The 13,709-nt window shown below is 71.3% G+C and carries 15 protein-coding genes; 8 read left to right on the forward strand and 7 right to left on the reverse strand.

Annotated features, from left to right (window positions below):
- The first annotated feature begins 2 nt into the window (after nucleotides 1-2).
- Entirely contained in the window at nucleotides 3-1,172 is a 1,170-nt protein-coding gene (locus ABD810_RS24770; RefSeq protein ID WP_344945003.1) for a zinc-dependent alcohol dehydrogenase, read from the forward strand.
- A gap of 59 nt (nucleotides 1,173-1,231) precedes the next feature.
- On the opposite strand, the gene ABD810_RS24775 is transcribed toward ABD810_RS24770, so the two are convergent.
- Nucleotides 1,232-1,855: an FMN-dependent NADH-azoreductase gene (locus tag ABD810_RS24775; RefSeq protein WP_344945006.1), complete on the reverse strand. Its 624-nt coding sequence runs from the start codon at nucleotides 1,853-1,855 to the stop codon at nucleotides 1,232-1,234.
- Nucleotides 1,856-1,971: 116 nt separating this feature from the next.
- A complete protein-coding gene (locus ABD810_RS24780; protein ID WP_344945009.1) occupies nucleotides 1,972-2,661 on the reverse strand; it encodes a TetR/AcrR family transcriptional regulator in 690 nt (229 codons plus the stop codon).
- A gap of 36 nt (nucleotides 2,662-2,697) precedes the next feature.
- Here ABD810_RS24780 and ABD810_RS24785 point away from each other — a divergent pair, with 36 nt between their 5' ends.
- The 4 genes from ABD810_RS24785 (at nucleotide 2,698) to ABD810_RS24800 (ending at nucleotide 6,120) form a co-directional block, all read left to right on the forward strand.
- Complete coding sequence (locus tag ABD810_RS24785; RefSeq protein WP_344945012.1) at nucleotides 2,698-3,285, forward strand: thioesterase family protein; 588 nt, start codon at nucleotides 2,698-2,700, stop codon at nucleotides 3,283-3,285.
- A gap of 138 nt (nucleotides 3,286-3,423) precedes the next feature.
- A complete protein-coding gene (locus ABD810_RS24790) occupies nucleotides 3,424-4,488 on the forward strand; it encodes a type III polyketide synthase (protein WP_344945015.1) in 1,065 nt (354 codons plus the stop codon).
- A 64-nt stretch (nucleotides 4,489-4,552) separates the two neighbouring features.
- Nucleotides 4,553-5,110 carry an isoprenylcysteine carboxyl methyltransferase family protein gene (locus ABD810_RS24795; protein WP_344945018.1) on the forward strand — a complete coding sequence of 186 codons (558 nt, stop codon included), beginning with the start codon at nucleotides 4,553-4,555 and terminating at the stop codon, nucleotides 5,108-5,110.
- Nucleotides 5,107-6,120 carry an NAD(P)/FAD-dependent oxidoreductase gene (locus tag ABD810_RS24800; protein ID WP_344945021.1) on the forward strand — a complete coding sequence of 338 codons (1,014 nt, stop codon included), beginning with the start codon at nucleotides 5,107-5,109 and terminating at the stop codon, nucleotides 6,118-6,120. The genes ABD810_RS24795 and ABD810_RS24800 overlap by 4 nt, the downstream gene beginning before the upstream one ends.
- 11 nt (nucleotides 6,121-6,131) lie before the next feature.
- On the opposite strand, the gene ABD810_RS24805 is transcribed toward ABD810_RS24800, so the two are convergent.
- Together ABD810_RS24805 and ABD810_RS24810 are read right to left on the reverse strand one after the other, a co-directional pair.
- On the reverse strand, nucleotides 6,132-6,908 hold the full coding sequence (locus ABD810_RS24805) for a DUF2267 domain-containing protein (RefSeq protein ID WP_344945026.1): 777 nt from the start codon (nucleotides 6,906-6,908) through the stop codon (nucleotides 6,132-6,134).
- Between the two features lie 142 nt (nucleotides 6,909-7,050).
- On the reverse strand, nucleotides 7,051-8,730 hold the full coding sequence (locus ABD810_RS24810) for a DEAD/DEAH box helicase (protein ID WP_344945029.1): 1,680 nt from the start codon (nucleotides 8,728-8,730) through the stop codon (nucleotides 7,051-7,053).
- 301 nt (nucleotides 8,731-9,031) lie between these two features.
- Here ABD810_RS24810 and ABD810_RS24815 point away from each other — a divergent pair, with 301 nt between their 5' ends.
- Nucleotides 9,032-9,484 carry a TspO/MBR family protein gene (locus ABD810_RS24815; protein WP_344945032.1) on the forward strand — a complete coding sequence of 151 codons (453 nt, stop codon included), beginning with the start codon at nucleotides 9,032-9,034 and terminating at the stop codon, nucleotides 9,482-9,484.
- Between the two features lie 32 nt (nucleotides 9,485-9,516).
- Here ABD810_RS24815 and ABD810_RS24820 read toward each other — a convergent pair whose 3' ends face one another.
- Complete coding sequence (locus ABD810_RS24820; protein ID WP_344945035.1) at nucleotides 9,517-10,509, reverse strand: aldo/keto reductase; 993 nt, start codon at nucleotides 10,507-10,509, stop codon at nucleotides 9,517-9,519.
- A 284-nt stretch (nucleotides 10,510-10,793) separates the two neighbouring features.
- Nucleotides 10,794-12,068, reverse strand: coding sequence for a M14 family metallopeptidase (locus tag ABD810_RS24825; RefSeq protein ID WP_344945038.1), 1,275 nt, complete (start codon nucleotides 12,066-12,068; stop codon nucleotides 10,794-10,796).
- Nucleotides 12,069-12,319: 251 nt separating this feature from the next.
- Here ABD810_RS24825 and mihF point away from each other — a divergent pair, with 251 nt between their 5' ends.
- Complete coding sequence (gene mihF, locus ABD810_RS24830) at nucleotides 12,320-12,625, forward strand: integration host factor, actinobacterial type (protein ID WP_344945041.1); 306 nt, start codon at nucleotides 12,320-12,322, stop codon at nucleotides 12,623-12,625.
- Nucleotides 12,626-12,770: 145 nt separating this feature from the next.
- Nucleotides 12,771-13,085 carry a hypothetical protein gene (locus tag ABD810_RS24835; RefSeq protein WP_344945043.1) on the forward strand — a complete coding sequence of 105 codons (315 nt, stop codon included), beginning with the start codon at nucleotides 12,771-12,773 and terminating at the stop codon, nucleotides 13,083-13,085.
- Nucleotides 13,086-13,131: 46 nt separating this feature from the next.
- On the opposite strand, the gene ABD810_RS24840 is transcribed toward ABD810_RS24835, so the two are convergent.
- The gene (locus tag ABD810_RS24840) at nucleotides 13,132-13,608 is read right to left on the reverse strand and encodes a cupin domain-containing protein (RefSeq protein WP_344945046.1); all 477 of its coding nucleotides are present in this window, start codon (nucleotides 13,606-13,608) and stop codon (nucleotides 13,132-13,134) included.
- Nucleotides 13,609-13,709 lie beyond the last annotated feature (101 nt).

Raw genomic sequence — 13,709 nt, forward strand, 5'->3', positions numbered from 1 at the left:
CCATGAAGGCCAACTGCTGGATGGGCCGGAACACCGTCGAGATCCACGAGGTCCCCGACCCGCAGATCCTCAACTCCCACGACGCCGTCATCCGCATCACCTCGAGCGCCATCTGCGGCTCCGACCTGCACCTCTACGACGGCTACATCCCGACCATGGAGAAGGGCGACATCCTCGGCCACGAGTTCATGGGCGAGGTGGTGGAGGTCGGCCCGGAGGTGTCGAAACTGCGGGTCGGCGACCGGGTGGTCGTCCCGTTCCCGATCGCCTGTGGCCGCTGCCTCTCCTGCAAGCACGAGCTCTACTCGGTGTGCGAGAACTCCAATCCCAACGCGGGCCTGGCGGAGAAGCTCATGGGCCACGCTCCCGCGGGCATCTTCGGCTATTCCCACATGCTCGGGGGCTTCGCCGGCGGGCAGGCGGAGTACGCGCGCGTGCCGTTCGCCGACGTGGGGCCGATCAAGATCGAGGACGACCTGCCCGACGAGAAGGTGCTGTTCCTGTCCGACATCTTCCCCACCGGGTGGATGGGCGCGGAGATGTGCGACATCAAGCCCGGGGACGTCATCGCCGTCTGGGGGGCGGGCCCGGTCGGCCTGTTCGCGATCGCCAGCGCCTTCCTGATGGGCGCCGAACGGGTCATCGCCATCGACCGCTTCTCCTACCGGCTGGACCAGGCGAGGCGCGCCGGCGCGGAGACGCTCGACTACGAGGAGGTCGACGTGCTCGACACGCTGCGGGAGATGACGGCCGGCCGGGGCCCGGACGCGTGCATCGACGCCGTGGGCATGGAGGCCCACCACCCGACCCCGGCGATCTACGGCTACGACAGGGCCAAGCAGGCGACCCGGATGGAGACCGACAGGCCCTACGCGCTGCGCGAGGCCATCCTGGCCTGCCGCAACGGCGGGACCGTCTCCGTCATCGGGGTCTACGGCGGTCTGGTCGACAAGTTCCCGATGGGCTCGTTCATGAACCGGTCGCTGACGATGCGGACGGGGCAGTGCCACGTCCAGCGATACATGGAACCGCTGCTGCGCCGGATCCGCGACGGCGACATCGATCCCGCCTTCGTCATCAGCCACCGCATAGGGCTGGAAGACGTCCCGCGCGGCTACGAGATGTTCAAGCATAAGCAGGACGGGTGCACCAAGGTCGTCATCCACCCGTGACCAGAGGTCCGCTCATCGCCGGGGGCCACGCTCCCGGCGATGACCTGTCCGGAGAGGCTTCAGAAGACGCGGGCGACCTCCTGGGCGCGTTCGCGGGACCGTTTGTGGGCGAGGTCCCGGTCGCCGGTCAGGGTGGGGTGGTGGTGGATCTCCTGGACGTCGGTGATGCCGGTCCACCGCAGCCATCCGGTGAAGAAGCCGGACTGGTGGTCGGCGCCGAACTCGGGGCCGAGGCCGGGGCCCCACACGGCGCTGGTGTAGATCACCGCCGCGCGCTTGCCGGTGAGCAGGTGGCTGTAACCGGTCGCCGGGTGCACGCCGAAGATCATGCCGGGCTGGCTGACGACGTCCATGAACTGCTTGAGCTTGTACGGCACGCCGGAGTTCCACATCGGGACGCTGAAGAGGTAGCGGTCGTAGGCGTCGAACCGCTCGAACGTGGCCGTCACCGCGTCCCAGGCGGCCGCCTCCTCCCCCGCCGGCGTCCCACCGCCGAAGACCGTCATCTTGGCTCCGGCCGCGGCCGGCCCGAACTCGGGCAGGGACCCGTCCCACAGGTCGTACTCCTCGACCGTGTCGCCGGGGTGGGTCCGGCGGTAGGTGTCGAGGAACGTCTCGGCGATGTTCAGCGAGATCGAGGCGGCGCCCCGGGGCGAGGCGGAGATGTGCAGCAACCGGCTCATGGCCGTCCTCTCTGAAGTCTTTCCGGACCACAGTCCGCATTGACTCGGATGATACGGACCACGGTCCGTTTTGGCAAGGCCACGTCGCCGCGCAATCCTCCGCAAGGGATGGAGGGCTACCGCCGTGGCGGCGCGGCGTCCGGGAACAGCCGCGCCGCCACGGCGTCCAGGCCGTCGGTCAGCTCGGCGCTCGGCGGGACGCCCTGGCGGGGCAGGCGGCAGACCAGCGCCGTCCCGAACCCGGCCATCCGCACGGTGTGGTCGATGAACGCGTCCAGGTCGTCCGGCCAGGGGAAGGAGGGATGGGCGATAAGCAGCGACACGCAGCCGTGCACCGCCGACCACATCCCCAGCGCCAGCGTCTCGGGATCCCCGCGCAGGACACCCGCCGCCACGCACGCGGTCACGGCGTCGACCATGTGCCGGAAGCAGGCGGCCGCGGCCGGCGGGACCCTCTCGGCGGCGACCTGCCGCATCATCAGGAGGCGGTACTGCACCGGGTGGTCGAGGGCGAACCGCGCGTAGGCGTGCCCGTATCCCCCGAGCATCCGGAAGGGGTCCGGCTCCCCCGCCGAACCCTCGCGCATGCGCCGGCCGAGCTCGTCCCAGACCCGGAGGCAGACCGCCTCCACCAGGGCCTCCTTGTCGGCGAAGTGCATGTAGACCGACGGCGTCGAGACCCCCGTGCGCCTGGCCACCGCACGCAGCGTGAGCACCTCCTCCGAGCCCGCCTCGATCAGCAGCGCCTCCGCCGCCTTCAGGATCTCCTCGCGAAGCCGCGGGCCGTCTCCGGGGCGGGCACGCACGCGGAGGCGCCCTCGCCCGGCCCGGCCGAGGTGCTGGTGGAGACGCTGCGGGCCGGCAGGAGCGTGACGCAGGTGCGGGCCCGGCTCATCCAGGACGGCCGCCCATGCGTGGAGGCGCTGGTCGCGCTCGGGCGGCTCCAGGAGTCCGACTCCTGGTGGTCCGGCATGGCCCCACCGGAGCTCCCCGACGAGCAGGACTGCTTCCTCACCCCTTCGCTGGTTCCCGGAGGGCACTTCGAGGTGCCGTTGATGGAGGTGGTCGAGCAGCGGCTCCACCCGGCCAACCTCGGCTTCGCCCTGGGCGACCCGTCCCGGCAGGGCCTCATCGCAGGCTGGCAGCGGCTCGGGGACGGCGCCGACTGGGATCCGCTGTCCTTGCTGGTGGCCCTCGACCCGGTTCCCCCGATCACCTACGACCTGGGCCTTTCCGGCTGGGCGCCGACCATCCAGTTCACCGCCTACCTCCGCAGGCTCCCCGCGCCCGGCCCCGTACGGGTGAGCATGCGAGCCCTGGACGTCAGCGGCGACCGCATGGACGAGACGGCGTACGCGTGGGACAGCAAGGGGCGCCTGGTCGCCCAGGCCACCCAGCTCGCCGCCGTACGAACCCCCGAGGTGGCGTAGAGCGAGCCCACTCGCGGGCGGCGGATTCGCGACGCGCGGCGGGCTCGGCGAAGGCAGGCGAACACCGCATCAGGTATGTCCCCCTGCGCGATGGGCAAGACAGAGGTGTCCCCACTGCCAGCGAACCGGGAAATCCATATGACCCGAATTGCCGCTGTCCGCGGCGCCCTTCCTCCGAACCGCTACCCTCAGGCCGAGATCACGGACACGTTCGCGAGCATATGCCTGCCCCCGGGCACCGACCGGCGGCTGCTCGACCGGTTGCACACCTCGGCCCGCGTCGGCCACCGCAACCTGGTGCTGCCCCTGGAGCAGTACGCCAAGCTCGACGGGTTCGGGATGTCCAACGAGATCTTCATCGAGGCGGCGGTCGACCTCGGCGCCGAGGCGGTGGGCGGCGCGCTGGAGGAGGCCGGGCTGACACCCCGCGACGTCGACATGATCATGTTCACGTCGGTCACCGGCATCGCGGCCCCCTCCGTGGACGCCCGGCTGGCCGGCCGGATCGGGCTGCGCCCCGACGTCAAGCGCGTGCCCGTGTTCGGCCTCGGCTGCGTCGCCGGCGCGGCGGGGATCGCCCGCCTGCACGACTACCTGCGCGGATGGCCCGACCACGTGGCCGTGCTGCTGTCGGTCGAGCTGTGCTCCCTCACCCTGCAGCACGGCGACGCCTCCGCCGTCAACCTCGTGGCCAGCGGGCTCTTCGGTGACGGCGCGGCGGCCGTGGTGGCCTGCGGCGCCGGCCGGGCGGCCGGTACGGACGCTCCCGGCCCCACCGTGGTCGCCACCCGCGGCCACCTCTACCCCGGCTCCGAGAAGGTGATGGGCTGGGATGTCTCCGACAGCGGTTTCCGCGTGGTGCTCGACACGAGCGTCCCCGACGTCGTACGGACCTACCTGGCCGACGACGTCGACGGCTTCCTCGGCGACCACGGGCTGACGTCCAAGGACGTGACCGCGTGGGTGTGCCACCCGGGCGGCCCGAAGGTGCTGCACGCCGTGGCCGAGAGCCTCGGCCTGCCCGACGGCGCGCTCGACCTCACCTGGCGCTCGCTGGAGGACATCGGCAACCTGTCCTCCTCATCGGTGCTGCACGTGCTGCGCGACACCCTGGCCCTGCGCCCGCCGCCACCGGGCACTCCGGGGGTGCTCATCGCGATGGGTCCCGGATTCTGCTCCGAGCTCGTCCTGCTGCGCTGGTAGCGGCGGAGTGTCACCGCCCCTGCCGGCTGTCCCCCTGATGATCGGGCCCGTATCGTCTCAGGGCATGTCGTCCTGGTACCTGCTGCTGGTCCTGCTCGTCGGCGTCGAACGCCTCGCCGAGCTGATAGTGGCCCGCCGCAACGCGCGGTGGAGCCTCGCCCAGGGCGGCCGCGTGTTCGGGCGCGGCCACTACCCCTGGATGGTGTGCCTGCATACCGGCCTGCTCGCCGGTTGCCTGCTGGAGGCGGGCCTGGCCGACCGGCCTTTCGTGCCGGCCCTGGGCTGGCCGATGGTGGTGCTGGTCGTCGCGGCCCAGGCCCTGCGCTGGTGGTGCATCACCGCGCTCGGCCGGCAGTGGAACACCGAGGTCATCGTCGTGCCCGGCCTTCCGCTGGTCACGCGCGGGCCGTACCGCCTGCGGTGGCTGCGCCACCCCAACTACGTGGCGGTGGCCGTGGAGGGCGCGGCGCTGCCTCTGGTCCACAGCGCGTGGGTGACCGCCGTGACCTTCACCGTGCTCAACGCCGTGCTCATGGTCGTGCGGATCCGCTGCGAGGAGAGCGCCCTCGCCTCGCTCACGCCATCCCCCGCGAACCGCGCCGCGGACGAGGCGACGGCGTGATCGACGTCCTGGTGGCGGGCGGCGGACCGGCCGGTCTGGCGACCGCCATCCACGCCGCCCTGGCCGGCATGGAGGCCGTGGTCGTCGAGCCGCGGTCCGCCCCGGTCGACAAGGCGTGCGGTGAGGGTCTGATGCCGACCGGCGCCGCCGCTCTGCGGTCGCTCGGCGTGCGCGTGGAGGGATGGCCGCTGCGCGGCATCCGCTACCTCGACGAGCGGCACCGCGCGCAGGCCGAATTCCGGGAAGGACCGGGGCTCGGCGTGCGCCGCACCCGCCTGCACGCCGCCCTGGCCGAACGCGCGGCCGAGGTGGGGGTGAAGGTGGTGCACGGCCGCGTCGAGGGCGCACGGCAGCACCCGGACTCGGTGGAGGCCGCCGGGATGCGGGCCCGCTGGCTGGTCGCCGCCGACGGGCTGCACTCCCCGCTGCGCGGCCTGCTGGGTCTTGAGGTGACGAGCCGTGCCCCGCGCCGGTACGGGCTGCGCAGGCACTACCAGATCGCCCCCTGGACCGACTTCGTCGAGGTGTACTGGGCGGCGCGCGGCGAGGCGTACGTGACGCCGGTGGGGCCGGATCTGGTCGGCGTCGCCGTGCTGAGCTCCGAACGGCGCGGCTACGACGAGCACCTGGCCGGGTTTCCCGCGCTCCTCGCCCGCCTGGAAGGTCCGGCGGCCACCTCGGTGCGCGGCGCCGGGCCGCTGCGGCAGCGCGTCCGCGCCCGGGTCGCCGGACGGGTGCTGCTGGTCGGCGACGCCGCCGGATACGTCGACGCGCTCACCGGGGAGGGGGTCTCGCTCGGGCTGCTGTCCGCCCGTGCCCTGGTCGCCTGCCTGCGCGCGGGGCGGCCGGAGGTGTACGAGCGCGCGTGGCGGCGGCTGTCCCTGCGTCACCGGGCGCTGACCGGCGCGCTGCTGGCGGCCAGGCGGCGGCCCGCCACGGCGCGGCTCATCGTCCCCGCGGCCCGCCGTCTCCCGGCCGTCTTCACCGCCACCGTCAACGCGCTGGCCTGACAGGTTCGGGGTCAGGCGTGGGCGAACTCCTCGATGTACACGCGGGGCAGCTCCGAGGTGAGGTCGTGGAACTCCTTCTCGGTCACCGCGTCACCTACGGTCGACAGGACCGCTCGCGCGTGCTCGCGGGCCTGGTCCACCGAGACGCCTTCCCGCTCGGCGACGAGGGCGAGGAACTCGTCGAGCGACATGGCCCTGGCGACGCCGTGGGTGCGCTCCTTGCCCCGTTCCAGCGCGGGCCCCAGCTCGGGCGGCAGCTCCTTGATGAGGTCGCGGACCTCTCCCCCGGCGATACGCTCGGCGAGGGTCTCCAGGACCGCCTCGGCGGCGCGGCGGGCCCCCTCCTCGTCCAGACCGGCCCGGTCGGCGACCCGGCTGAGGAACTCCTCGTACGGCATCACCGGGACTTCGGGGCGGCGGCCCTTCTCGATGAGCGGCCAGAAGTCCTTCGGCAGCTCCGACACCGCGTCCTCGAACTCCTTGGCCGTCACCGCCCGGCTCAGCGCGGCGAACACGGCCACCGCGTGCCGCTCGGCCGTCTGGACGTCGGTGCCCTCGCGCTCGGCGACCCGGCGCAGGAACTCGTCGGCGTGGAACTTCTCCCGCTGGTGACCCACCGGCAGCCACCGCGCGGCCTCCGGCGGCAGTTGCTCTGCCAGGTCGCGCGTCTGCCCGTTGGAGAGCCGCTCGGCGAGCGTCCGCAGCGTGGCGCGGGCGGCGGCCTCGGCGGCCTGCCGGTCCACCCCTGCCTCACGCTGGATGATCGAGAGAAACCGGTCGTAGTCCATGACGATCCATTCGCCTCGGTTTCTTTCGACGCTACGTGGCCGAGGGTGCGCCGCGTCCCCGGCCGGCCCCAAATCGCCCCCATGCGCGCGCGGGCCACGGCCGATCCAGGGTCAGAGCCGGGCAAAGCCCGTGCCAGAGGGGCTAGCGCGACTCGAAGCGTTCGCGGCGGACCGTGACCCGCTTGCCCTTGATGGTGCTCTGGCGCAGGGCCGCGATGACCTCGTCCGCCGTGTTGTCGGGGACCTCGACGAGCGAGAAGCGGTCGGCGATCTCGATCGCGCCGATGTCCCGGCCGCTCAGCCTCGACTCGTTGGCGATCGCGCCCACCAGGTCCTGCGGGCGGATGCCGGCGCTGCGCCCGGCCCCGATGAAGATGCGGGTCATGCCGGTGGACGGCCCGCGGCCACGGCGCTCGTCGCGTCCCCCGGGCTCGCGCCGGACGCGCCCTTCGCGCTCGGCGCGCAGCGGCACCTCTGGGATCTCCTCCTCGTCGGCGGCCGCGCCGCTGGCCTCGTGTGCCAGCTTCACCGCCGCCATCGCGATCTCCACGAGGTCGAACTCGTCGGCGAGCGTGTCGACGACGACCCGGAAGTGCTCCAGATCGTCCTCGAGCATGCTCTCCTCCAGGGCCGAGCGCGTGAGCTCGAGCCTGCGGGCCCGCAGGTCGGCGACGGTGGGGACCTTCTCCATTGTGATCTTGCTCTTGGTGACCCGCTCGATGGTCTTGAGCATGCGGTGCTCGCGCGGCTCCGCCAGCGTGATCGCCACGCCCTCGCGCCCGGCCCGTCCGACCCTGCCGATGCGGTGGACGTACGACTCCGGCGCGGAGGGGACGTTGTAGTTCACCACGTGGGTGAGCTGCTCGATGTCGAGCCCGCGCGCGGCCACGTCGGTCGCGACCAGCAGGTCGGCCGTGCCGCTGCGCAGCCGCGCCATCACGCGGTCGCGCTGCTCCTGGCCCATCCCGCCGTGGAGTGCCTCGGCCCGGTAACCGCGCCCGTTCATGGTCTCGGTGAGCTGGTCGACCTCCTCGCGGGTGCGGCAGAACACGATCGCGGCATCGGGCGCCTCGACGTCCAGCACCCGGCCCAGCGCGGTCGGCTTGTGCGCTCGCGGCACGACGTAGGCGCTCTGCCGTACGCGCGGGGCCTCGCCGGGCGCGGCGCTCTCCCGCTCGATCTGGATGCGCACCGGGTCCTTGAGGTGCTGACGGGCGATCGAGTTGATGCGCGGCGGCATCGTGGCCGAGAACAGGACGGTCTGGCGCTGCTCGGGGGTCTCCTGGAGGATCGTCTCGATGTCGTCGGCGAACCCCATGTCGAGCATCTCGTCGGCCTCGTCGAGGACGACGATCTGGAGGGCGTCGAGCCGCAGCGTCTTGCGGCCGATGTGGTCGAGTGCCCTGCCGGGGGTCGCGACCACGACGTCGACGCCGCGCTGCAGCTCCCTGAGCTGCCGCCCGATCGGCTGCCCGCCGTAGATCGGCAGGACGCGCGCGCCGAGATCGCGGCCGTAGCGGTGGACGGCCTCCGACACCTGGACGGCCAGCTCACGCGTGGGCACGAGCACCAGCGCCAGCGGCGCGACGGACCCGCCGCCCGCCTGCATCCGCTCGAGGATGGGCAGGGCGAACGCGGCGGTCTTGCCGGTGCCGGTCGCGGCCTGCCCGAGCAGGTCCCTGCCCTCGATGAGCGGCGGGATGGCCTCGCGCTGGATCGGCGTGGGCTCCTCGTAGCCGAGGCCGGACAGCGCGCGCAGGAGCTCGGGACGCAGCCCCAGGTCAGCGAAGCCCGTTGTGTCTTCGGTGGCGTTGGGGGTCATGATCGAGCTCCTCGTTCTGAACGGATGCGCATGGGATCGGTGTTGACACCATGTTCCACTGCCGCCGCGCACTTCCCGCCCACCGGGGTCCTCGCCGGCGAAGATCCCACCCTGGCGCGGTGCCTTTCGGCGTGCGAGATCCCCGTCCCTGGTTTGGAGCGGCCTTTTCACGCTACGGGAGAGGAAAGCTTACTTGAGGAAGCCCGAGCTCAGACCGCTCACCCTACGACGCCGCGGGAAAGCCCGCTCGGCGCCGTGTCGAACGGCGTTGGACGGGCACTACGCCTCCATGAAGTCAACGTTGCTGAAGACCTCGCTCGCGGTGGCCGCCACCGCCGTGGTGGGAGGCATCGCGACCGAGCCGGGCTCTACCTGGTACAAGCGGCTGCGCAAGCCCTCGTGGCAGCCTCCTCCGCCCGCGTACGGCGCCGTCTGGACCCCGCTGTACGGGATGATCGCCTACGCGGGCGCCCGGGCCCTGACGCGGGCCGACGGTGAGAACAGGCGGGCGCTGGCCCGCTCGCTTGCCGTCAACCTGGCGCTGAACGCCGCGTGGACCCCGCTGTTCTTCCGGCTGCGCTCCCCCAGGGCGGCGCTGGCCGAGATCCTGGCCCTCAACGTCTCCAACGCCGTCCTCACACGCCAAGCTCTACAAGCCGACCGCCGAGCGGGACTGCTCCTGCTCCCCTACGCCGCCTGGACCGCCTTCGCCACCACCCTGAACGCCGCCATCATCCACCACAACCCCCGCTGACCGTCCCACCGTATGAGGGCCGGCCGTGGTGGTCAGCGGTGGACGGTGCGCATTTGGGCGGTGGGGTAGCGGTCGCCGGAGGCGATGCCTGGGGGGGCCACGGCGTCGATGGCGGCCAGGTCGTCGGGGGTGAGGGTGATCTCGACGGCTGCGGCGTTCGCCTCCAGGTACGCGCGGCGCTTGGTGCCGGGAATGGCCACGATGTCGTCGCCCTGGGCGAGCACCCAGGCCAGCGCGAGCTGCGAGGAGGTGACCCCCTTGGCGTCGGCCAGCACGCGGATCCGGTCGACGACGGCGAGGTTCCTCGCGAAGTTCTCCGCCTGGAAGCGAGGGTGGGTGGAGCGGCGGCGGTCGTCCTCCGACAGCTCGTCCACGCTGCGGATGGTGCCGGTGAGGAAGCCGCGGCCGAGCGGGCTGTAGGCGACGAAGCCGATGCCGAGCTCGCGGGTGGTGGCCAGGACGCCGTTGTCCTCGACGTCCCGGGTGAACAGGGAGTACTCGCTCTGCAGTGCGGTCAGGGGGTGCACGGCATGGGCGCGGCGGATGCTCTCGGGAGCGGCCTCGGAGATGCCGAGGTAGCGGATCTTGCCTTCGCCCGCGAGCTCCGACAGCGCGCCGAAGGTGTCCTCCACGGGGACGTCCGGGTCGACGCGGTGCTGGTAGTAGAGGTCGACGTGGTCGACGCCGAGACGTTTGAGTGAGCCGTCCAGCGCCTGGCGGAGGTACTCAGGGCGGCCGTTGACGCGGCCGGTGAGGCGCCCGTCCTCGACCTCGTTGCCGAACTTGGTGGCGAGCACCACCTCGTCACGGCGCCCGGCGATGGCGCGTCCGACGAGGCTCTCGTTGGTCGAGGGACCGTACACGTCCGCGGTGTCCAGGAACGTGATGCCCAGGTCGAGCGCGCGATGAATGGTGGCGATCGCCTCCCGCTCGTCCGCGGGACCGTAGGCCACGCTCATCCCCATGCAACCGAGCCCTTCGGCGGAGACGTGAAGGCCCTGGCTGCCCAGCCGGCGCTGTCGCATTGCTGAACTCCCTATATCGATATATCGACGGTCCGTCCCTGTGCGGAGGGTGACGGCCGCTTGGTCCATCTCTTCACGATCTTCGCGCCTCACCCGGCCTTCGCGCCACCACCGCTGCGCGCCGCCCGCCCCAACGCCCCTCAAAGCGCCTGTCAAGACGGCTCCCCCACCGGATGGGTCGGGTACGGCCGCCGCCTGCGCCAAAGCGGCGGCCGTACCCCCGGTGCCGTCACCATTGGGGCCGGTGACGGCGGGTATGGGTCAGGCCTGCAGGCCGGGGTCTGCTAGCAGTACTGCGCGGCCTTGCCGATGATGCGGTAGACGCAGTCGGAGTATTCGAGGAACCGGAGCACCGCCTCCCTGTTGCGGGTCGTCTGCGTCACGATCTGCTCGTCAGGCGGGTAGAAGCCGGGCGAGGAGCCCCTCGGGTACATCTCGAAGGTGTAGCTGAAGATCTTGTAGTTGCCCCACAGCCAGTCGTCGATGGAGCCGTCGGTGATGTACAGGTCGCTGGCCTGCTGCGGGGTGTAGCCGTTGGTGCCGGCCATGTTGCGGCCGAGCGCTTCGAGCGCGTCGTGGTCGTCCTGCGTGAGGCCGGGGGCGGTGTCGTTGTAGGTGTAGCCGTACGGCCACAGCACCAACTCGCTGTAGGTGTGCCAGTCGATGTTCGACTTGATCTGCTGGACGCCGCCGACCACCCGGCCGCGTACGAAGTTGGCGACCGCGCGCACCTCGGGCGCGGACTCGGCGGACGAGCCCCGGTAGGTCGCGCTGGAGGGGGACCCGGAGGAGCCGCCGCAGCAGCCCCACCTGAAGGCCCAGTTGCGGTTCAGGTCGGTGCCCACGTACGAGGAGCCGGCGTTCGGTTGCCGGTTCTTGCGCCAGGAGCGGTAGGACCCGGTGGCGATGTCGTACTCGCCGCCGTCGGGGTTGAGATCCGGCATGATCCAGATCTCCCTCGAGTTCACCAGGCCGGTGATCCTGCTGTCGGACCCGTAGCCACCGGTGAAGAGGTTGAGCAGGTAGATCGCCATCTCGACGGTGAGGTGCTCACGGGCGTGCTGGTGGTGGGTGAACAGCACCTCCGGCTCGCTCTCATCGGTCGCGACGTTGTCGCTGATCTTGACGCCGATGAGGTCACGGCCTCCGTAGGAGGTGCCGTAGCTGAACTTCCTGGCGATGGAGGGGTAGCTGGAGACCAGCTGGTTCACCAGGGCGGTCATCTCCGCGTAGTTGTGGTACCCGGAGTCGGCCGGCGGGAAGTCCTGCGGTTTGGGCAGTGGCGGGGATAACGGCCGCGGGATGCGCGTAACCGTGTAGCCCAGGTTCCTGATCTCGGCGATCTCGGCTTCCGAGGCGGTGACCACGACCGATGTGTCCGCCACCTCGTCGATCGCGGCGCCTGTCTGCGCGATCGCCGTGCGCTGCTGGGCCGTGCTCGGGCCCTCGACGCGGTACTGGTTGCTCGGGGGCGGCTCGGCCGAGGCCCCCACCCCGGTGATGCCGCTGGTGCACAGCAGTGCCAGGATCGCGAGTCCTACGAGCAGACGACGTCTCACCTGTGCCTCCCTCAGGCGCGCGCTCTTGGGGTTTGTCGCACGCCTGCACTGAGAGTCAGGTCAACTCGTCGAACTTTGAAGGCCCAAATTTCACGACTTGTCCGGCGTTATGCCGCAGGGAGCAGGATTCACCCGGAACAGGCATCGAACCGGAGAACCATGATTAACGTCCGTGCTGGGGGTAACAGATTGCCGATCGCACCAGCGGTCGAACCGACGGTCCCGACATCAACCCCCCCAAGGAGAACCTCATGGCCCTCCCCGTCCTCACCCCAGAGCAGCGCCAGGCCGCTCTCGTCAAGGCGACCGAGGCCCGCCAGGCACGCGCGGCGCTCCTGGCCCAGCTCAAGACCGGCGACCTCACCCTCGCCGAACTGCTCAAGCGCGACGACGACACGGCCAAGAAGATCAAGGTCTCCCAGGCCCTGCGCGCACTCTCGGGCATCGGCCCGACCAAGGCCGCCGCGCTCATGGAGCGTGCCGGCGTGGACGACAAGCGGCGCATCGGCGGCCTCGGCGTCCAGCAGCGTCGCAAGCTCGTCGACGCGCTCTCCTGATCGCCCGTACGGATGTCGCATGGCCGGGGTGTAGGGACGAGATCCCATCGTCCCTGCACCAGCCGATCATCGGCGCCCGAAGCATTCTCCCCGGAGTCCTGAGCGCATAGTCTCCCAATAACGACATCGCTGCGGGAGGCGACCATTGAGCAAGCTCACGCGAGACGAGCGCAGGGATCTGGCGGACATCCTGGCCAGCCCCGAGCTCAACGACCCACGCGTCCACGCCGACCGCGAGGTCGGTCAGCAGCTCGCCGATTTCTTCCGCAAGGACATGCCGGACGTGGACGAGGTCGCCATCGGACGCGTCTTCCTGCGTACCGCGGTCACCATGACCCAGCTTGGTGACGCCGGGATGCCGCTCGAGCAGATCGCGAACATCTTCACGCTGAGCGCTCTTGATCTGACCGCCCTGGAGCTCGCCCGGGAAGTCGACCCCGGACCGCCTCCCGCGACCTGAGGGCCGCGTCGCCGCCGGGCCGTCCGGACCCCAGGACGTGCCTCGGTCACGCGCCCGAAGACGGTGGCCGGCCATGCTCGGGCGGGAGCAGGCTTGGGAGGTTGACGACGATCGCCTCCTGGGTGCTGCGTGCGATCACGACGACGGCCTCGTTGTCCGGGTCGGGGTTCTCCTCCCGGTGGGGCGCGAACGGGGGGACGAAGACGTAGTCGCCCGGCCTGGCGTCGATGCGCACCTCACGCGGCTCGTCACCGTCCATGTCGAGGAAGACGAACGACGGTGTGCCGCTGACCACGTAGATGGCGGTCTCGGAGTCGCCGTGGTGGTGGTCGGCCGAGATCGTGGCCGGTGCGACATGGGTCTGCCCCATCCACAACCTGCTCGACCCGACGGTCGCCTCACTGATGGCCGCCCGGCGGACCATGCCGGACGTCTGCGCCGTCTCCGAGCTCAGATCGCCCTGCCCCACGTGGTGCAGGCGCCGATGGAACGGATCGCCGATCGGCGCCTGGTCTTCGGGCACAGGACCCTCCCCGTCGCGCGGCCCCGGCCGGCGCTTCCGGCCGGATCCCTCCCTGCTTAAGGATAGGCGGCCCCCGCCGGCCGTCCGGGAGACCCCCTGGA

The organism is Sphaerisporangium flaviroseum, assembly GCF_039537005.1.
Taxonomy (GTDB): Bacteria; Actinomycetota; Actinomycetes; order Streptosporangiales; family Streptosporangiaceae; genus Sphaerisporangium; species Sphaerisporangium flaviroseum.